Origin of the sequence: Flavobacterium anhuiense, assembly GCF_900101855.1 — a bacterium.
Lineage (GTDB): Bacteria > Bacteroidota > Bacteroidia > Flavobacteriales > Flavobacteriaceae > Flavobacterium > Flavobacterium anhuiense.
The window spans coordinates 266596-288394 of sequence record NZ_FMVC01000007.1 but is presented as its reverse complement, the minus strand read 5'-3'; the positions used below and the strand labels follow the sequence as shown (position 1 = coordinate 288394).

At 35.5% G+C, this 21799-nt stretch carries 10 protein-coding genes; 8 read left to right on the top strand and 2 right to left on the bottom strand.

The annotated features are described in order from the left end of the window. Positions 1-72: 72 nt before the first annotated feature. From BLP44_RS18835 to BLP44_RS18815, 5 genes are all read left to right on the top strand, one after another. The gene (locus BLP44_RS18835; RefSeq protein WP_244511816.1) at positions 73-732 is read left to right on the top strand and encodes an HAD family hydrolase; all 660 of its coding nucleotides are present in this window, start codon (positions 73-75) and stop codon (positions 730-732) included. 536 nt (positions 733-1268) lie between these two features. After that, positions 1269-4196 (top strand): triple tyrosine motif-containing protein, encoded by a 2928-nt coding sequence (locus BLP44_RS18830; protein ID WP_244511815.1) that lies wholly within the window; start codon positions 1269-1271, stop codon positions 4194-4196. 217 nt (positions 4197-4413) lie between these two features. Beyond that, a complete protein-coding gene (locus BLP44_RS18825; protein WP_091135165.1) occupies positions 4414-8364 on the top strand; it encodes a family 16 glycosylhydrolase in 3951 nt (1316 codons plus the stop codon). Between the two features lie 124 nt (positions 8365-8488). Next, positions 8489-11137, top strand: a complete 2649-nt coding sequence (locus BLP44_RS18820) for a beta-1,3-glucanase family protein (protein WP_091135163.1) — start codon at positions 8489-8491, stop codon at positions 11135-11137. Between the two features lie 181 nt (positions 11138-11318). Continuing rightward, positions 11319-12944: a glycosyl hydrolase family 18 protein gene (locus BLP44_RS18815; RefSeq protein WP_091135161.1), complete on the top strand. Its 1626-nt coding sequence runs from the start codon at positions 11319-11321 to the stop codon at positions 12942-12944. Positions 12945-13223: 279 nt separating this feature from the next. Here the strand turns inward: BLP44_RS18815 and BLP44_RS18810 are convergent, their stop codons facing one another. Beyond that, entirely contained in the window at positions 13224-15155 is a 1932-nt protein-coding gene (locus BLP44_RS18810) for a metallophosphoesterase family protein (RefSeq protein ID WP_091135160.1), read from the bottom strand. Positions 15156-15382: 227 nt separating this feature from the next. Then, positions 15383-16447 carry a phosphatidylinositol-specific phospholipase C1-like protein gene (locus BLP44_RS18805; protein WP_091135158.1) on the bottom strand — a complete coding sequence of 355 codons (1065 nt, stop codon included), beginning with the start codon at positions 16445-16447 and terminating at the stop codon, positions 15383-15385. Positions 16448-16712: 265 nt separating this feature from the next. Here BLP44_RS18805 and BLP44_RS18800 point away from each other — a divergent pair, with 265 nt between their 5' ends. The 3 genes from BLP44_RS18800 to BLP44_RS18790 all read left to right on the top strand — a co-directional run bounded on the left by BLP44_RS18800 (position 16713) and on the right by BLP44_RS18790 (position 21796). Beyond that, entirely contained in the window at positions 16713-17237 is a 525-nt protein-coding gene (locus BLP44_RS18800) for an RNA polymerase sigma-70 factor (protein ID WP_091135156.1), read from the top strand. Between the two features lie 281 nt (positions 17238-17518). Next, positions 17519-18442 (top strand): FecR family protein, encoded by a 924-nt coding sequence (locus BLP44_RS18795; RefSeq protein WP_091135154.1) that lies wholly within the window; start codon positions 17519-17521, stop codon positions 18440-18442. A 69-nt stretch (positions 18443-18511) separates the two neighbouring features. Then, positions 18512-21796: a SusC/RagA family TonB-linked outer membrane protein gene (locus BLP44_RS18790; protein WP_091135152.1), complete on the top strand. Its 3285-nt coding sequence runs from the start codon at positions 18512-18514 to the stop codon at positions 21794-21796. Positions 21797-21799: the final 3 nt, after the last annotated feature.

Below are 21799 nucleotides of genomic sequence, written 5' to 3'. Positions count from 1 at the left end.
TTTGAGAATGAAATAGATTATTTTTCGTAATTTACATTTCCTGATTTTTATTTCGGGAGATTATATAATTAAATGAAAATCAACAAAATGGTTAAATGTATTATTTTCGATTGTGACGGCGTATTGGTCGATACAGAAAAAATTGGCAACGGAATATTGCTGGAAATGGCTCAAGAACACGGATTTGAAATGGAATTGGAAGATGCCTATCGTCATTTTAACGGTCGAAACTTAAAAGATTGTTTCAGACATATTGAAGAAGCAATCGATCAGAAACTTCCAGAAAATTTTGAAACCGAATATCGCGAAAAGAGTTTTGAAGCTTTTAAAACTCAGGTAAAACCAATGGAAGGTATTATAGATTTTATCGAAAATATAGAAAAATTAGAAATTCCATATTGCGTTGCTTCGAGTGGACCGGTAGATAAAATTCGTTTGAATCTTGAAGTGGCAGGATTGCTGGATAGATTTGAAAATAAAATATTTAGTTCGTATCAAATTGGAAGCTGGAAACCAGAACCTGGAATATTTCTTCATGCAGCGGCAGCAATGGGTTTTGAGGTAAAAGACTGTATTGTTGTTGAAGATAGTAAAGCAGGTGTAAAAGCTGGAGTAAGCGGCGGATTTAAAGTGTATGGTTTTGCAAATGGTTTCAATAATGAGGATTTAAAAGAAGAAGGAGCAGAGCTTTTTACTTCGTATGAGGAATTAAGCGAGAAACTAGGTTTTTAGTTTTGTTGCAAGTTTAAGGTTTCAAGTTTCAAGTTAAACCCGATAGCTTTTAAAAACCTGTCGGGATTGTTTTTACGATTAAATTATTCCGTTAGGAATATTTGGTCGGTAGAAAAATAAAAACGCATTTGCATAGTGTCCTGTAGGGACACCTGTTTTTGCGTAATGAATGTTATACGTATGTTCAAACGTTCCTACGGAACGTGTAACTCTGAATCTAATTCGAAAATCTACCAACCAGATATTCTTACGGAATGAAGAACATCTTTTTGCACTTTGACAAAGTTTAATTTTCTCATTGCCACATTTTCTAATTATCAAATTCACTCATTAAAATGTAATTTGTTGCAATAAAATAAAATTTTATATATTTGAATTTCCACATTCTCTTTTTTGCTTTAATAATAATGAATAATTGTTATTTACACATTTAAAAAGAAAGAATGTTTTTGTCTAGAAAATGACTTTTCCCAAAGAAGCATTTCCGGATTGTGATTGCAAAAAATCACAAAACTAACCTACAGACCCGCAACAGAATGATGAAATTTAAAACCAGAATTTTACTTCTATTCCTATTATTTTCTTCGATTACCAACTCCCAAATCAAAAAGATTGGAGTTCCCTTTATAGCCAATTATAGTCCGAAAGCTTATAAAGCTGCATCGGAAAATTGGGATGTTTTGCAAGATTCTAAAGGCATGATGTTTTTTGCCAACCATTTTGGAATCATGCAGTTTGATGGTGTTCGCTGGGCGATTGTGACGCAGCCAGAAAATCGAAGCATGGTTCGTTCTATGGCAATTGACAGAAAGGATAAAATATATGTTGGCGCTCAAGGCGATTTCGGGTTTGTAATTCAGCTTCCAAACGGACAATATCAATACACTTCTTTAGTAAAACTGCTTCCTAAAACTGCTAGAAATTTTGGTGATGTGCTTCATACGGTCATTCGAAATGGCGAAGTGATTTTTTTCTCCTATGAAAGGCTTTTTATTTATAAGAATAATACAATCAAGGTCATAAATGCTAAAAAAGCTTTTGATGATTTCTTCGAAGTTGGGAAAGAAATTTATGTTTCGGATAACGAAAAAGGATTATTAAAACTAAAAAACGATGCTTTAGTTCCAGTAGAAAATGGCCAGAAGTTTCTTGGATTACAGGTTCGAAAGATTTTTCAAACCAAAAACGGACTTTTGCTATTCACTCAAAAAAATGGCCTTTTCATTTTCGATGAAAATCAAATTAAACCATTTGCAACAGAAGTGGATCATTTGCTGAAGCAGAATCAGATTTCGGCAGGAATTCAGCTTTCAGATGGCTATTTCGGAATCGGAACCCGTCAATCTGGGTTGATAGTTATAGACGGTGAAGGACATTTGATTCAGCATATTGATAAACAAATGGGACTTCAGAATGAATATGTGACCAATTTTAAAATTGATAAGGAAGGAAATCTGTGGGTGACGCTCAAAGGCGGAATTTCATTGATTCAGATTTCATCTCCTTTGTCTAAAATTATAGACAGCACTAATTCTGAGACCAAAATCTATTGCAGTCAGATTTACCAAAATAAATTATATATCGGTACCGACAACGGTTTGTATTGGCTGGATTGGGAAGCTTACAAAAGCGGAAAAAGAGAAAATGTAACCTTTCAGCACATTTCTGGAATGTCTGAAAATGTCTGGAATGTGGGAGTTTTTGGTAATTCATTACTAGCTTTTGAGAAAAACGGAATATTTGAAATCAGTGGAAATTCCGCGAAAGCGTTGGCAAAAATTGATGGCGCTTGGCAAGGAATTCTAATTCCAAATCATTCTGATTTACTGCTTGTTGGAGGTTATACAGGATTGTATCTTTTGAAAAAAATAAATGGTTCTTGGGTTTTTCAGCATCGTATAAAAGGTTTTGATGAAAGCAGCAGAATTATGGAAACCGACCAACAAGGAAACATTTGGATTGCGCACGGATACAAAGGAATTTATAAACTCAAATTCAACGCGACATTTGATTCCGTTAAGGATATTCAGTTTTATAATGATAAAAACGGATTTCCGTCGAGTTTGTTTTTGAATACATTTAAAGTGGATAATCAGATTTTATTTGGAACAACAAAAGGCGTTTACAGACAGGATTTGTCTTCTAAAAAAATGATTCCAGATCCAGTTTTCAAAAAATATCTGGGGTTAGAAAATCATATTCGATTATTAAAACCAGACCATCAGGATAATATCTGGTACATTTCTGGCGAAAATACTGGGAAAATGAGCAGGCAGAAAAATGGAAGCTTTAAGATTGAAGAACTTCCTTTTCGAAAACTTCGTTATATATATGTTCCTGGTTTTGAAAATATTCAGACTACAAAAGGAGGTGATGTTTTTTTTGGAACGCAAGAAGGTTTGATTCATTACAGTGCTATTAAAAACAAGAAATATCAAACAAAATATAAAGCTCTTATTTCTGAAGTAAAATGCATTTTTCCTAAAGACAGCCTATTGTTTTCCAGCCGTTATGATGTTTTGCCTAATAAAACAGGATCAGAAAATGATAAACTTTCAACGGTATTGCCATATTCTAGTAATGCGCTTCATTTTTCTTTTGCATCATTATGTTTTGAAGATGCCGATGCGACGAAATATGAATATTGGCTAGAAGGTTTTGAACCAACGTGGTCAGATTATAGTCTTCAGACCGAGAAAGAATATACCAATTTGCCCGAAAACGAATATGTCTTTCATGTAAGAGCAAAAAATATGTATGATGTGGTGAGTGAAGAAGCCGTTTTTCACTTTGAAATTTTACCGCCTTGGTATAGAACTTTTTGGGCTTACTTATTTTATTTTACGCTTTATAGCATTGTAATTTACTTAATTGTTAGATATCAGAAATCTGTTGCGGAGCGTCAACGTCGTCAATTGATAGAGAATCAGGAAAAGGAATTGCTCCGAAGCCGTGCCGAACTTAACGAACAGAAACTCACATTGGAACAGCAGAATATGGCTATTATTCGAGAAAATCTTGAAACGACCATAAATCTTAAAAATGCTAAGGTGGCTTCAAATACGGTCAATTTGATTCATTTAAATGAAATTTTGCTTTCTATTAAAGATTTGATTGGACAGATTGATAAGAAAAATGATCCGAATGTAAACTTTAGCCTGCTGACAAAAATCAATAAATTGATTGATCACGAATTGCAGGGAGACAAACATTGGAACGAATTTGAAGAAATCTTTAATCAGCTGCATGACAATTTTATGCAGCGGTTGAAATCGACTTATCCAGAATTGACTCCTCGTGATATGCGTTTGTGCGCTTATCTGCGAATGAACTTTAATACGAAGGAAATTGCTCCGCTTTTGGGAATTTCTGTTCGTGGGGTCGAAGATACCCGTTATCGCATTCGTAAAAAATTACAGCTTCCGTCTGATACGAATATCACCGAATTCATTCTTAATTTTTAATTTTTCTCGGAAAAATGGAATTTAAAGTGATTTTATGCATTTCATCGATGATTTGTTACATTTCTTCGATAGTACCGTAGTCAAACCGTACTCCAAAATGTAAGTCTTGCCTGATTTTTTAGTTAATATTGCGCTGTTATTGTCAGAAAATACGATCTGCTTTTTCAAATTGAATGTATTGATGAAATAACATTTACTAACTAAAAACCTATCAAAAATGAAGCAAAATGACTTTTTTTTCGGCCGACCACCGAAAAGCAATTCTTATTTATTTAAACAATTTTGTCTGGCAGTTTTATTCTTATTGCTGCCATTTCTTAAAACTCAGGCCCAATGTAATACGCTTGTCTGGTCTGATGAATTTAATGGCACTACGGTAGATTTGACCAAATGGCAAAGCATCTCAGGAAATGGATGCCCGTCGCTTTGCGGATTTGGAAATGCTGAGGCACAGCGCTACGATCCCAATCAGGCAACAATTGTAAAAGAAGGGACAAACAGCTACTTAAATATTGAAGCAAAATATGCGCCGAGTTCACAATTTCCTGATCAGCCGTATGCTTCTTCAAAATTAACTACCGAAGGAAAATATTCGCTTAAATATGGAAGAGTAGAAGCGCGTATGAAACTTTCTAACGGAATGGGCGCTTGGCCAGCTTTTTGGATGCTGCCAGTAGGAGGAAACTGGCCTTTTACAGGAGAAATTGATATTATGGAAGCCAAACATAGAAACCCGAAATCTATAGATGGAACTATTCATTACGATGGCGGTGGCTATCAGTTTACAGGAAGAAGTTACAGTTCTCCAATTGATTTATCGACTGATTTTCATGTTTATGCTGTAGAATGGGGTCCAAATATCATTAAATGGTTTGTTGATGATGTGTTATTTCACACTGCAACGCCAAATACAACGGTAAATGGAGGATGGCCTTTTAATGACAACAATTTTTATATTATTCTGAATTTAGCAGTTGGAAGCTATGGAACGCCTTACACGAGAGTAAACGGTGTAGGAGTTGAGCCTATTCCTGCCGATTTCCCAGCAAAATTACAAGTCGATTATGTTCGTGTTTACGATGGGAGTTTTAAATATGCGGTAACAGGCGATAACAAAGTGTACCAAAATGAAACTAGTAAAACCTATTCTGTAAATGCAATTGCGGGCGCGACCTACAACTGGACTGTTCCAGCGGGAGCAACAATTGCATCAGGACAGGGAACAAATTCGATTACTGTAAATTGGGGAGCTTCTGGAGGAGATGTTTCTGTAGCGGCAACAGTTTCAGGCTGTAATGTCAATACCTACAAACTGGCGGTTACAACCGAACCTGCCTTGCCAGTTGAAAAAATACATGAAGATTTTCAAAGCAATCGAAATGTATTGTATCCTGTAAAAACTGGAGTTTTGACAGAAGCTGTTGCGAATCCTTCTGCAACAGGAATTAACACATCGGCTTTGGTTGGAAAATACGTTAGAAATTCAAGCGAATTGTATGATGTTTTGAATATCAGAAACGTAACGATTACGAATGCGAACGATTATGTTTACGGAAGAAAAAGATTGTCGTTTGATATTTATACTTCGGCTCCTGTTGGAACAAAAATATCCATGCAGCTGGAAAATAGCAATGTAACGACAGCGACCAATTATCCGTTAGGAAGACATAGCGGTTTTAAAGCAACAACAACAGTTCAGAACAAATGGGAAACCATTGAATTTGAGTTCGAAAAAGTAATCGATCCAAATACAAGTGCTTTGGCGATTAATAATGTAGTGATTCTTTTTGAATCAAATTCTAATTCTGGAGCAACGTATTATTTTGATAATTTGCTGACAAAAGCAGCGCCAGAAAAACCAATTGTAGCAACAGACGTTCTGCAAAACTATGATGGAGCCAATAAAATCATAAAAGGAACTACAACTGGAACGTATTCTGTTGTGGCAAATCCGGGTTCAAATTCAGTTAACTCTTCTGCAAATGTGGCAAGGTATGTCCGAAATGCATCAGAGCAGTACGATGTGCTTTTCTTTAATACACAAACTTCAATCGAAGATGCTGGTTTATTTAAAAATCAAACCAATAAAATTATGATTGATGTGTATACAACAGCACCAATTGGTACGGTTGTAAGCATGAATTTTGAAAACAGCGCGACTTCGCTTCCAGCCAATTATCCGACAGGAAGAAATAGTAATTATGTAGCCATTACAACCAAACAAAATCAATGGGAAACATTAACTTTCTATTATAATTCCAGTCCGGATGCTGGAACTTCAAACTTAGCTGTGAACCAAATGGTTTTATTGTTTAATTCAGGTTCTTACACAAGCGATACCTATTATTTTGATAATATCAGAATTGGTTCGACTAAACTTCCAGATACTTTTACGCCAGGTGTGGTATATGAAGATTATCAAACGATTCACAATATTACTTTTAGAGATGCGATTGGGACTTATACGCCAAATACGGCAAATCCAAATGCAAGCGGCATTAATACTTCTTCTAATGTTGGAAAATATGTTCGTAAATCAACAGAATTGTATGATAACTTCTCATTCAATACGACTTTAAACAACATTGGAGATTTTAAAGCGGGAACTAAAAAGTTTGCGATGGATGTTTACACTTCTGCACCAGTTGGATCAATAATTTCTTGGCAGGTAGAAAGCAGCGCTTCGGTTCCGTCCAATTATCCTGTTGGAAGACATAGTATTTATCAGGGAGTTGTAAAACAAAGCAATGCTTGGCATACTATTACTTTTACTTATGTAAGTACTCCAGATGCTTCGACGCCAGATGCTGATGTAAACCGTTTTGTTTTCTTGTTTGAGCCAGGAACTAACTCTGGAAACACGTATTATTTTGACAATTTAAGAGCTTTAAATTTAGTCCCTACAGAAACTTCAGCAGGATTGCCTTCGCCTTGGATTAGCACCGATTTAGGTGCAGTTACGCCAGCAGGAGAAGCGGCACACTCAAACGGTACTTTTACCATTAAAGGAGCAGGAAATGATATTTGGGATACAAGCGATCAATTTCAATTTGTGAATCAGTCTATTACTGGAGATGCTGAAATTATTGCTAAAGTAAATTCGTTAACCAATACCAACACGTACGCAAAAGCAGGAGTAATGTTCCGTGAAACGCTAACACCGACTTCAAAACATGCGATGACAGATGCAAGCGCCGCGGCGGGAATTGAGTTTTTAACCCGTGATACGACTTCAGGAGCAACAACTGCTACAGTTACGACAGGAGTGGCTCCAAAATGGATCCGTTTAGTAAGATCTGGAAATGTATTTACTTCTTACTCTTCAGATAATGGAACAACATGGACACAAGTTGGAACTCCAAAAACAATTGCAATGGCAAGCACAATTTATGTGGGAATGGCAGTTACTTCTCATGTAAACGGAACTTTGGCAACTGGAGTTTTCAGTGATGTAACGGTTAGAAATATTACAGCAAATCCGAATGTGAATTTAGCTTTAGGCAAAACTGCAACGGCTTCTACAGAAGAAAATGCAACACTTTCAGCAAACAAAGCTACAGACGGAGACGGAACAGTATCAAGATGGGCGAGTTCTTTTGCGAATGCAACCGAATGGATTTATGTGGATTTAGGAAGTAATTATACTCTTAACCGTGTGGTGTTAAAATGGGAAGCAGCTTATGCAACTCAGTATAAAGTACAGCTTTCGACAGATAATGTTTTCACAGAAAATGAAACCATCAGTACGCAAACGACAAGCGATGGAGGAACTGACGATTTAGCGGTAAGCGGAACAGGAAGATATTTACGCATTTTATGTACCGCAAAAGCTTTGGCTCCTTATGGATATTCATTGTATGAAATTGAAGCTTACGGATCTTCATCAACGGCTAGAATGGCTTTGAATGTTGAGGAACAGTCTCAAACAGAAGAAGCTATTTTTGCAGTATATCCGAATCCGACGACTAATTATGTTCAAGTTTCATCTCCTGAAAACTTAAACAATAAAGTCATTACGATTTACGACAACACAGGAAATCTGGTTCTGCAAAATAAGCTTCAAGGAAATGAGAGTGTAATTGATGTAAGCAGACTTCGTCGAGGAATCTACATTTTAAACTTCAAATCGGACCAGAAAAGCTGGAGCAAAAAGCTGATTAAGAAATAATTTTAAATCCGTTGGGTGCAATTCAAGGAGGGCATACCAGTTGCACCTAGCGGATCATTTAGTCATTTGAAAATGACTTTGGTTTTAGAATCTAATTATTATGTAACCCCAAAATTATTTAGATATGAAAAACAATAAATTTCAAAGATTTTCTATTCTGACCGCACTGTTTCTAGTGTTTTCGACTTTTATGTACGGTCAGGGGCCAGTTCCTTTTACGATAAGTAATAATTCCACTTTTGCAGACAGCGATCTTTATGTGGCGATTGTCGGAATTGACTATACCACAGGAAACCATGTTTGGGTAAATGCAAAAACAAGTCAGGTTTTGCCAATGAGTGCTTCTTACAATACCGTTACAGGACCAACTTATGGCGGAAATACAGGTCCCGGGCAAAACTCAAAATATGCCGCTTGTTTTACCAAGCTAAGTGAAATTCCAAACAAAACTTTCACTTTACCTTTAATTGCGGGGTGCCGAGTTTTTATTTCTAAAGGCTCACAATTGTATTTTTACTTTTTCGGTGCCAGCGGAGCGCCTTCAGGATATGCATCGCCAAATCCGCAGAATGCTACAGATCCAAATCAGGGAATTTTGTATGAAATGATCGAATTGACTAATAATCAATACGGTTTCTTCGGAAATCCGACAAGAGTAGATTCATACAAATATCCAATGGGATTGGAATTATTTGGCGCAAATGGTTACCAAAAGAAAGTAGGCGATTTGAAAAAACATGCTGATATTGTTGCCGCTTTTAAAGCGAATGTTCCAGCAGAATTTCAAGGTTGTGTAAATGATGCAACGGGAGAAATTACTGCTCCATCTAAAACTCCAGCTTATGCACAAGGAGGACCGTATGAAAACTATTTAAAATCGTATATCGACGCCATTTGGAACAAATACAAAAATGAAGATTTAATTTTTTATGCAGGAGATGCAGGAGTTTTTAAAGGAAGAGTTATTGGCGAACAACTAGAAATGGTTGGACAGTCTGGAGCTTTTGTCGGAAGAACTGGACGCGTTCAAAATCGACCAACGACGCAGGAAGCTCTTGAAGGAAAAGGTGTTTTGGATAGAAGATTGGTTGACGGAGATTTGGATTTAGTAATTCAGGCACAATTGACAGCCGCAATTAATCGACATGTGGTAAATACTACAACGGCAAATCCAGGACAACAGAATTGGTACGACGCATCGAAATATTATCAAACAAACCCAACCAATCATTATTCTAAATTCTGGCATTTACCGGGAATTAATATTGATAATCTAGCTTATGGATTTGCTTATGATGATGTAGCCGATCAGTCGCCATCGCTTCATTCGCCACAGCCAACCAAAGTTATCGCAACATTTGGAGGTTATTACGGACTTACAACACCTTCGGTTCCAGCTTCAACAGATGTTATTACCGTTTATAAAGATTGCAATTATACAGGATTCTCAGGCGGATTAACAATTGGAGATTATAATCTGGCTCGTTTGAATTCTTTAGGAGTTTTGAATGATGATATTTCTTCACTTAAAATCACTCAAGGTTATCAAGCCATTTTATATCAAGACGATAATTTTGGAGGTGCTTCAACCGTAATCAATTCTGATAATTCTTGTTTGAATACCACTTGGAATGATAAAGTGAGTTCGATCAGAGTGATTGCAAACGGAACGGCAACTTTAGGAAATCAGACTTTCTTTCTTCAAAACAGAAACAGTGGTTTATACATGGATGTTTGGAATTCTAGTATGTCAAACGGAGCAGGAATCAATCAAGGTGCTTTGAATTCTGGAAACAATCAGAAATTTACTTTTACGCATTTAGGAGACGGAATGTATAAAATCATTGCTAACCATAGCGGTATGTCAATGGATATCAATAATTTTAATAAGGCCAATGGTGCAAGAGTAGAGCAGTATCCGTATAACGCCACAACAAATCAGCAGTTTATTTTAGTTTCTACTGGAGATGGCTATTATAAAATTGTTGCCCGTCATAGCGGAAGAATTGTTGAGGTTGCAGGAGCAAGTACAGCTTCTGGCGCAATTGTTCAGCAGTGGGATAATAACAACCAAACTTGCGGACAGTGGAAATTAGTTCTCGCAACAAGTTCACAAACTTCAGTATTGATTCAAGCAGAAGATTATTCAGCAATGAGTGGCATTCAAGTCGAAGCAACTACAGATACAGGCGGTGGTTCAAATGTTGGTTATACAGAAACTGGAGACTGGTTAGCGTATAACAATATTAATTTCCCGACAACAGGATCTTATTTAATTGAATACCGAGTGGCAAGCGCTGTGACTGGCGGAAGATTATCTTCTGATTTGAATGCAGGAGCAATTGTTTTAGGAAATGTTGATATTCCGAATACTGGAGGTTGGCAGAATTGGCAAACTGTTTCGCAGACTGTAAATGTAAATGCAGGAACGTATAATTTCGGAATCTACATTCAGAATACGGGAATGAATATTAACTGGATTAAAATCACAAAAGTGGCAGGAACAGCAAGAATGGCAGCAGCTGAAACAGTAGAAGAACCAGAAGAAACGGTTTTAAATGTTTACCCAAGTCCAGTAGAAAATACTCTTTTTGTTACCACAGATCTTTCTGGAGGAACTGCAAAAATTGTGGATTCTCAAACTGGAACTACTTTGGCTTCACAAAAAATAACCAACAATAGTTTTGATGTTTCGCATCTTAGAAAAGGAATCTATTTTATAGTTTTTGAGAAAGATGGTAAGCAAACCATCAAGCGATTCATAAAGAAATAGTTTTAAAGTGATTTCAGGCTTTAAATTTAGATTATAATTTACGTAGTGTTAGTTCTACGGTATTAGATTATAAATCAAATCAAAAAATCTAAAGTCTGAAATCTTAAATCTTAAATCAAAATATATAACTCAAATAACCGTCCCATGTTTACGAGTTTATTAATCTATTAAAACAATTATTATGAAAAACAATTACCGAAGAATGCTGCAGAAATGCATGATTATTTTAGTGTTGGGGGCTTTTAATTTAGTTTCGGCCCAAAAGAAAGTAATAGCTTATGTTCCGAACTGGATTGATTTGAATGCCTTTTCAAGTACGATTCAGTACAGTAAATTGACGCATATTAATATTGCATTCGAAAATCCTGATGCCAATGGTTACTTAAGTTTTAATTCAGGAAGTAATGCCATTATTAATGCGGCGCATGCCCAAAACGTTAAAGTTTTTGTATCGCTAGGAGGAGGTTCTGTTTCAGAAGGCGGACCAATTCGCGATAATTATTTTAATTTAATAACGCCAGCCAACAGAACGGCTTTTATCCAGAAAATCTACGATTATGTAGTGGCTCACAATTTTGATGGAGTAGACGTTGATTTGGAAGGTCCAGCAATTAACGGAGATTACGGCGGATTTGTAATCGCTTTGGCTAATAAACTGCATGCCAATGGCAAATTGATTTCAGCAGCGCTTTCAGAAGGATATGGTGGTGCCAATGTACCTTCATCTACTTTTGCGGCTTACGACTGGATCAACATTATGGCTTATGATGCAACTGGGCCTTGGGCGCCAAACAATCCGGGTCAGCATTCTCCTTACAGCATGGCGGTAAACCAATTTAATTATTGGACAGGAAGAGGATTACCAGCAAGTAAAGCTATTATTGGACTTCCGTTTTATGGCTACGGTTTTGGCGCTTCTGCCAATCAGGGAATTTCTTATGCGAATATCGTAGCGCAATATCCAGGAGCTGAAAATCTAGATCAGGTAGGAAATACGATTTATTATAACGGAATTCCAACCATCAAACAAAAAACGACTTTTGCTATTCAGAATGCGGGAGGAGTTATGATTTGGGAATTATCTCAAGATGCAACAGGAACAAAATCTTTGTTAAATGCCATTAATCAGGTAATTACTGGAGGTACTTCTCCAGGAACAGGAACTTTAATTCAAGCCGAAAATTACAATACGATGAGTGGGGTTCAAACCGAAGCAACAACTGATACAGGTGGAGGTTTAAACGTTGGATATTGCGATACAGGAGACTGGATGGCGTATTACAATATTAATTTTCCAACTTCTGGTTCATATCAAATAGAATATCGCGTTTCAAGTGCGGTTACAGGCGGTAGATTATCATCTGATTTAAATGCAGGAACGATTCAGCTTGGTGCCATAAATGTTCCAAATACAGGAGGATGGCAAAATTGGCAGACGATTACGCAAACCGTAAACGTAAATGCAGGAACGTATAATTTTGGAATCTATGTTCAAAATACTGGTTTTAATATCAACTGGTTTAGAATAACAAAATCGGGTTCAACGGCAAGAACAGCTGCGCCAACTACAGAACAATCAATTGCAAGTTTGGAAGTTTATCCAAATCCAACTGAAAGCCAGCTTTTCTTTAGTACAGAGGTTTCTGGCGGAAATGTAAATGTCATTAACACAGAAGGCGGAGCAACTGTTTTCTCTCACACTGTAAACAATAACAGTATTGATGTTTCTACTTTAAAAACAGGAATTTATCTGATTTCAGTAGAGAAAAACGGAATCAAAACGGTAAGACGTTTTATTAAAAAATAATACTAACCCATTTGCCATAATGGTTTTAGATACATTAAATTTTAGGTTTTAATGTGATTAAAAGGCTGTCTTTTTAGATAGCCTTTTTTGTAGCGCAGAGTTTTAAGTTTAACCGCAAAGAGCGCTAAGGTTTACGCAAAGCACGCTAAGTTTTTTTGAGCTAAATTTTTATAAAATGAAAAGTTCGCAAAGCTTTATCCATATAGCTTTGCGAACTTTACGTTTTTAAGTGTATTCAAATAATAAAAACTTTGCGTTCTTTGCGGTTAAATTACAAAGTTATTTCAAACTTTTTACTTCACCATTTTTCAAATCAACTGTAAAATGATCTGCTGGAACTTCGTGCATAAATTTATTGAAGATAATAAGAAATAATTTCATCTGTTTTTGCAGCGCAGTGTCTTTTGAAAGATCTGCTTTAGAACCTTCTAAAAATAAATGAGATAAGACTTTGTATTCTTTTGCTCTTTGAATTCCAACATCGGCTAAAGCTAATTCGTCGGCGCTTCTAAAACGATAAAAATCTATTAGAAGATCATAACCCGTCCACTTAAAATTTTCTTTTTTGAGATTGTTTTGAGATAGAACTTTTTCAGATTTAGCTTTAGCTTCATTCCATTGTTTTTGAAATTGATCTTTGTTTTTAAGAATAAAATCAAAATCTTTATCCGATTGCATATTGGCCAAAACCAGTAAATCTTTCGCAGAAACATTCAATATAAAATCTTTGAAAGCAGTAGGCCAATCGTCTTTTAAGAATCGAAGGCGAACTAATTCTTTCAAATGGAAATCGGTAAAATCGTGATAGTTTTTCGTTTTTAAAATATCAATATTCCAAATGTCTTGTGCGTTCTGACTTTCCAAAAACTGATACTCCATTTTGTACAAATCAAAAAGTTCGTTGTATCTCGGAACATCATCAATAGTAATAGTTTGAATATCTACAAGATTATCTTTTTTGAAAGTCAATAATTTATAAGCGGGAATATAGGCCGCAAGCGATGGCGTCTGAATATTAACCAAAGTATTTCCTTTTGCAGAAGTTCGAACTCCCGTATCGTTGATATGCATATGTCCGCCAAAATGAATTTTTAATCCTGCATCTGCAAAAACTTGTGCGACTTCTTCAACAGGAACACGGTTTAACTGCCATTTGTTAGGGCCAAGCAATTCTTTTATTTCTGCGGAAGCGTCATTGTTAAAATCAATCATTGGGAAATGGCTGAAAGCGATCAAGGTTTTTCCTTGTTTTTTGGCTTCCGCCGAAATCGTTTCAACCCATTTTATGAGATGCTTTTTGTTAGAAAGCACATTGTTGTAACCTGTACTGGCTTCGCTGTAATTCTTAGAATCTTTTTCAGCAGAAGCATTTTTCTTCGGAATATAAACATTTCCGTCAATAGCCATTAACCAAAGTCCGTCGATAGGTTCTACGACATAACTAACATCTGGAACTTCGTAATCTGGAGCTACTTCGTATACGCGATTTGCCAATTTTGAACTTTCTAGAGCTTTTTCGAATGTATAATTTTTGCTTGTATAAGAAGAAAATGGAGTAGCCCAGAATTTGTATTTTTTATTGGGATGAAAACCAAAATCATGAAGCTGATCTGTAATTCCTAAATAACCCATTTTAGCAATATCGGCTGTAACAACTACTGGCTGTTCGATGTTTAAATTGGGCTTATAAAGGCCGTCTTTGCTAAAAATGGGCTGACTTTTACCATCATTTCCTAAGAAATCTTCTTTTCCAGATTCTTGAGCAAAAGGCCCAACTGGATCGTGATTTCCTGTTGTGATGAAGAATTCTATTCCGTATTTTTTGGTATATTGGTCCAATATTGTGGCTAATCCGCGAACGTGAATCGGTTGACCGTCATCGGTATAATCTCCGGGAAGCGCCACGTATTTGATTTTTCGCTTTGCGATATCTTCTAAAGCAGCTATAAATGCAAAATAGTTTTCATTGAAAATTCGTGTAGAATGTAGCTGAGATGACATGGTTCGAAGCAAGGTATATTGACCCGTTTTCTGATTCAAAACGCCTTTGTAATCAGAGTCTGAAAGCTTGCCAAATAAATCTTGTAAATGCACATCAGATAAAAATGCGATTTGTGTTCCGTTGAGGTTTTTTGCTTTTTGTGCTGATGCTGTATTATTAAAGAAAATTTGGAGCAATATTATGTATACTATTGTAAATCTTGAATTCATAGGTTTTATACTTTGAATAAATTAGGAATCATTTTTTTGATCGCGGAGATCGCGGAGTTTTTTCGCAAAGGTCGCAAAGATTTTAAGTATGATTTATAAAATAAACAAGCCCACAAAGCTTTGCGAACTTTGAGTTTATAAACGTAATCTTAAATAAAAAAATCTTTGCGAACTTTGCGTATCCCGATAGCTATCGGGATTGCGTCCTTTGCGGTTAAGAAAAAAAATTAAGGCACGTTTACAGGATTATTTCTAACATAACTTCCATAATCATATTTAATCTGATAAGGAGAATTAAAGAAAGTGCTTGGCAGATAATAATCGGTTGTGATGATTTGCGCGCCAGATTTTTTAGCAGCTTCAAAATGGGAATAATCATTGGCACGTGCTTCTTTCGTGTCAGAATCGGCTCTGGTTCGTATTAAATAGCCTTTTTTAACTAATTCTTCGATTTGCGGATCTTCAGGATTGTTTCTAAATAAAGCAGCTGCTTCTGGTTTTCCTGGTTCGGCGTTAATAAAAACGGCGCGTCCCTTAAGGGACGGATGATTCAATGCGTACAAATCTCTTTTTGCGCCGTTGTTATCTAATAAGAATAAAAATCTTCCTTTTGCTTCTTTTAGGGTTGGCCAATTGTTGTTTAATACTGCTTCTTCGAGTGTTTTATATTTTCCGCGAACCATGTCTGGCGTAATCAATTTGTCTTTTCCTAATTCCTTACGGATTACTTTATCCATTTCGTCAAAAACTGCAGTGGTGAAATCTTCTGGTTTTGTTCCGAAGAAATTAGCATCGCCGTCTTTTGGTTCTAGAGTAATGAAAACAGGAACATTATTTGGATTGGCATCTGACCATTTTTTTAATTCCTGAAGACAGATTTCGAAGGTATAGCAAGAAGTCCTAAAATCGATATCTGGCATGTGGAAAACCTTGAAACCTGGTTTTTTCATTAATCCGTTTGGGTCGTAAGCTTCTTCAGATTTAGCAATATCCAAACCTTTCGGGTGTGCATATTTTCCGCCTTTCGCGTCAGCAAAAATATCAATTTCCAGATTTCGCAAGCCTTTGTTTAATTGATCGGTAATGCTGATGTGAGTGTATTGCAAACCTTTAAGCGAACGAGTTGTGTCTCTAGCTTGAATAAGATTGTATAAGTCAGTTTCGATCGCGTGACGATAACTGTTATGTGATCCGATAACCTGAAGCTGGTTAATTTTCAGATTGTCGTTTTGCATTTGAGCACTTAAATTTAAAGCACTGGCAAATAATAAAGTGAACAAGAATGATTTCATAATTCTAAAATGTAATTAAAGCTGTTTGACTGGGACGCATCAAAAGAAAATTCCATTTTTTGAAAGTGACTAAATTAAATGTCATGCTCGATTTTGATGTTAGTTTAATAAAAAGAAATCGCAAAGACATTCCTATTTCTGCTTGAAAAAAGTAGTATTTCTACATCAAATGTGTTTGTTTTTTAATTTAAAGATAACATTGACACAAAAAAGATTGGAGTTTCATTTCCTTATTTTACGATAGTATAAAGCCTCTAATTGCCGTATGAATAATCCTGAAATTTTTGAACAGACGTATAACCAATATTGGAAAAAGCTCAACGCTTTTTCTTATACGATGACTCAGGATAAAGACTTGGCACAGAACATTGTTCAGGATGTTTTTGTTGATTTATGGGAAAGAAAAGAAGAACTGAATATTAATGCAATTGAACCGTTTTTGTTTCGTGCAGTAAAAAATCAGGTTTTCAAACATTATCAGAATAATCGTTTTGATAAGACTATTTTAGAAGAAAAATTTGAAGATTACATTATAGATAATTTTTCGACAATTGATCCAGAATTGATGGATTTACTTTATTCTCTATTAGACAAACTTCCAGAAAAAAGGAAAGAAGTTTTGCTGATGTATAAATTTCAAGATATGACAATAGATCAGATTGCAGAAGAACTTGGAATTTCTAAACAAACCGTAAAAAATCAGATTTCATCGGCGGTGAAACAACTTCGAGAAGGCTTAAAAGACTTAGCTTGGCTAGCTCCTTTCATTATTTTCAATCAAAAATTTTAAAATAACTTTCGCTTGATGTTTTCATAATATTTGGCGATAGTACGATTTCGTGATTCTGGTACTTATATAAAACAATAGTCTGTTAAGTGTAATTAGCAATTTTTGTTTTAACACATAGAAACATAGATTTTTCTTTTTAATAAAAGGTATTTAAAAAAACTAGTTTTTACACATAGCTATACAACTATGATTATTTAAACTAGTGAAACGCCTTTAACAAACAGCGAAAAACTATGATTCTATGTGTTGAAAAATTACACTGATAGGCAGTAATAAGTATTATGATAAAAAGAATCAAACATAGTTTAGAATATCTGCTGGATAAAAGTTCGCGAGGAAAAACTTCGTCAGCAGAAGAAAATTTATTGCATGATTTTGCTTTCAGCGAATATCAGAATTCAAAATGGGATAATGATTTTATGGGAAACCCAGAAATCGAATCTCAAAATATCTATGAAGAAATTCAATTAAGAATTGGAAGAAAGAGATCTTTCCGTCCTTATTTAAAATATATAGCTGCTGCCAGCATTCTTTTTCTACTTGGTTTAGGATTTTTCTTGAGACCAAATGTTTTAAACCAAAAACAAATCACATTTAAAACGTCATCGATTCCCAAATCTATCCAATTAAGTGACGGTTCGAAAATTTATCTGGCAGCAAACTCATCATTTCAGTATCCTGAAAAATTTGAAGGCGATCAAAGAACGGTTTCTTTACTAAAAGGAAACGCGTTTTTTGAAGTTGCCAAAGACAAACAGCATCCTTTTATTATTCATTCTGGTGAAATACAAACCAGAGTTGTAGGAACTTCATTCCACATTCAATTATCAAAATTAAACTGTAAGGTAATCGTAGTAACCGGAAAAGTAAATGTTTCTGGAAAAGGGCAGAGTGTAGATTTAGTGCCGAATCAGGAAGCTTTATTTGAGTCTCAAAAGTTAACCAAACAAATGGCTGATAAAGCTTTTTTGGTGAATTGGTATAATGAAGATGTGACGTTGGAGCAAACTACTTTAAAACAAGTAATCACCATTTTACAATACAAATACGGAGTTTCATTTGAGTATGATGACAAACACGTATTAGCAACGCCGTTAACGGTATTCATCAAGAAGGACGCGACATTAGAAAATGTTTTGGAACAAATAAATTATATCACAAACCTAAAATTTAAAGTTTATGGCGAAATAGTAAAAGTGGATTAAAAACAAAAAAGCAGTTGCGGGAACAACTGCCATTAATAATTAAGCATCGTAAAAACAATTACTTAAATCATGTATTTTAAACCTTCTTATTTAAATCTAAAGAGTTTTGTCTTTTTAGTTCTGGCTTTACTTGCCTTTCAGAGCGGTTATAGTAAAACTAATTTGCTAAAAGAGCCAAAAGTAACAAATAAAATAGAAAAAGCTACCCTTGTCTCTATTTTTTCAAAATTAACGCAGCAGACTGACTACAAATTCAGTTATGGACAAGCTGTAATTGCTGATAATACAGTTTATGCAGTAAATTATAACAGTGAGTCTATTACGGCGATTTTGAATGATCTTTCTAAAAAAGCCAATTTTAATTATAACATTAACGGAAAACTAGTTTTAATTCAAAAAACAGCCGCGCCAAAAGCAGTTAATACTAAAGCGGTTGACAGAATTAAAGTAAAAGGAAAAGTGGTCGATGAAAATAAATTGCCGATTCCTGGAGCAACAATTACAGAAACAAGTTCGTCAAATTCAACGGTAACTAATTTCGATGGAGAATTTGAAATTACAGTTGGAGAAGGAAAAACGATTGATATTTCTTATATGGGTTATAAAACTAAAACAGTTGCCGTACAAACTGGTTTTATGACCATTCAATTAGATCCAAATACAGCGGAATTAAATGAAGTTTTGGTTGTAGGTTACGGAAAACAATCTAAAAAAGACGTTACTGGTGCGGTTACACAATTGGAAGCAGCAAACTTCAAACAAGGTGTAAACGTTTCTGTAGATAATTTAATACAAGGAAAAGTGGCTGGTGTACGTGTTGTAAATACTAGCGGTGAGCCAGGAGCAGGAGTAAATGTAACCATTCGTGGAGTTGGATCTATAAGAAGCGGAAGTACGCCTTTGTTTGTTGTAGATGGTGTGCCTTTGTCAAATGACGATGTGAGTCCGTCGGGAAGTAATGTTGGATTTGGAACTTCTTCGGCTAAAAATCCATTGAACTTTTTGAATACAAGCGATATCGAATCGATTACGGTTCTGAAAGATGCATCGGCTTCTGCGATTTATGGAGCAAGAGGATCTAACGGAGTGGTTTTGGTAACAACTAAAAAAGGTTCTAAAGGAGAAGGAACATTAACTTTTGATACTTATACAGGAGTTGCAACTGTGGCTAACAAACTTGATGTTTTAAGCGCAAGTGAATATAGAAATGCCATTAAAGATAAAGCGTTTGATCACGGTGGAAATACAGATTGGCAAGATGTAATTTACAGAACAGCTATTACAACAAACAATTCGCTTTCTTTTTCTAAACAGACAGATTCTGGAAACTATTACGCTTCGATTGCTCAAATGGATCAGGAAGGTGTGGTTCGCAATAGTAATTTCAAACGTCTTTCTGGAAGAATTAATGCAGCAGAATCATTTTTGGATAACAAACGTTTGAAAGTAAAAATGAATCTTACGGCGAGTGAAACTAAAGATGACGGTGTTCCAACAAGTGATGACGGTGGTTCAAACGGACAATTGATTGTGCATACTTTAATGGCAAACCCGACCCGTTCTGTTTTTGATGCGAATGGAAATTATACCAATTTCAATATGAATGCGCATTACAACCCAGCGTATTTGTTGAGCATTTACCAAGATCAGACTAGAACTTTAAGAGTTTTAGGAAACTTAGAAGCGTCTCTTAGAATTATTGACGGATTGGAATATAAATTGAATATAGGTGTCGATCGTTCGATGGCGGAGAGAAACACAACCATTTTTCCAAACTTAACCGATTTGAATCCGAAAGGTAAATATGTTCAGAATAATTTAGATTCTAAAAACTCTTTGGTTGAGCATTATCTAACATACAATTTGAATTTGGATAAACATAAAATTGAAGCTTTGGGTGGTTTTTCATACCAAAAATTTGAAAGATCAGGAACAAGTTTCAGCATTGACGGAATCGCAAATCAAGGTGAGGGAGTTCCGCCTTCAATCAATCCTGGTTTTAAAGGCACGCAATCTGGAACAACAGGTTACGCGCAAGAAAACGAATTGCAGTCTTATTTTGGAAGATTGAATTACAGTTTTGATAACAGATATCTTTTAACAGCTTCAATGAGAGGTGATGGTTCTACTCGTTTTGGTAAAAACAACAAATATGGTTATTTCCCATCATTTGCCTTAGGATGGAATATTGCTAACGAAAGTTTCTTGAGAGATTCTTCTACTTTGAACAATTTAAAACTAAGAGCAAGCTGGGGACAGACAGGAAACCAAGAAGTTGAAAACAAAATTACGCAAGCAAGCTACTCTTTATCTGGAGCTGATGGATATTATTTATACGACGATTTAAATCTAGTGAATGGAGTTTCTGTAAACAGAACACCAAATCCTGATTTGAAATGGGAGGTTGTAACGCAATATAACGTTGGTCTAGATTTCAATTTATGGAATGACAAGTTATATGGAACATTGGATTATTTCAATAAAACGACTACCGATGCGATTTTAAATGTTCCATCTCAAGCTTTGAGCCCAACAACTACAATCTGGACGAATATTGATGGTAAAATCATCAATAAAGGAATCGAGTTTATGTTAGGTTCAAAAATAGTGGACACTAAAAACTTCTCTTGGAATATTGATATGAATGGAGCAACGCTTCATAACAAAATTGAAGATCTTCCGGTTTCAGAAATTTTGACAGGAACAATTTCTGGTCCTGGACAATCGGGTGTAAATGCGAATATTTACAAAAGCGGATACGCAGCGGGATCATTCTATTTGTTGGAACACATTGGTTTTGATGCCAATGGAGCAAATATCTTTAAAGATCAAAACGGAGACGGTAAAATTGACAATAGCGACAGAATCATTATCGAAGGAGCTTTACCAACTTTCTATTACGGATTTAATAGTGATATGAGATACAAAAACTTTACATTCTCATTTTCTATCATCGGGCAAACGGGAGGCTATTTGTTGAACAACACAGGTTTAAATGCATTAAATATCAATAACCTTGCATCTGACCGTAACGTGGCTACAAATTATTATGAGTCTGGGGCAAATCCTGCAAACTCACCAATTTTGTCCACTTTATTCTTAGAAAAATCAGACTTTATCCGATTGAATACAGCTCGTATTGGTTACAATTTTGATTTAAAAGGATTGAACTGGATCAACGGATTAACACTTTATATTACAGGTCAAAACTTAATTACGATTACCAATTACACAGGTTACGATCCGTTAATCAACAGTCCTAAATCTAACGGAGGAAACCAATCTATCGGTATTGATTATGCGAGTTATCCAACTTCTAGAACATTCAGTTTTGGAGCAACTTTAAAACTATAATTA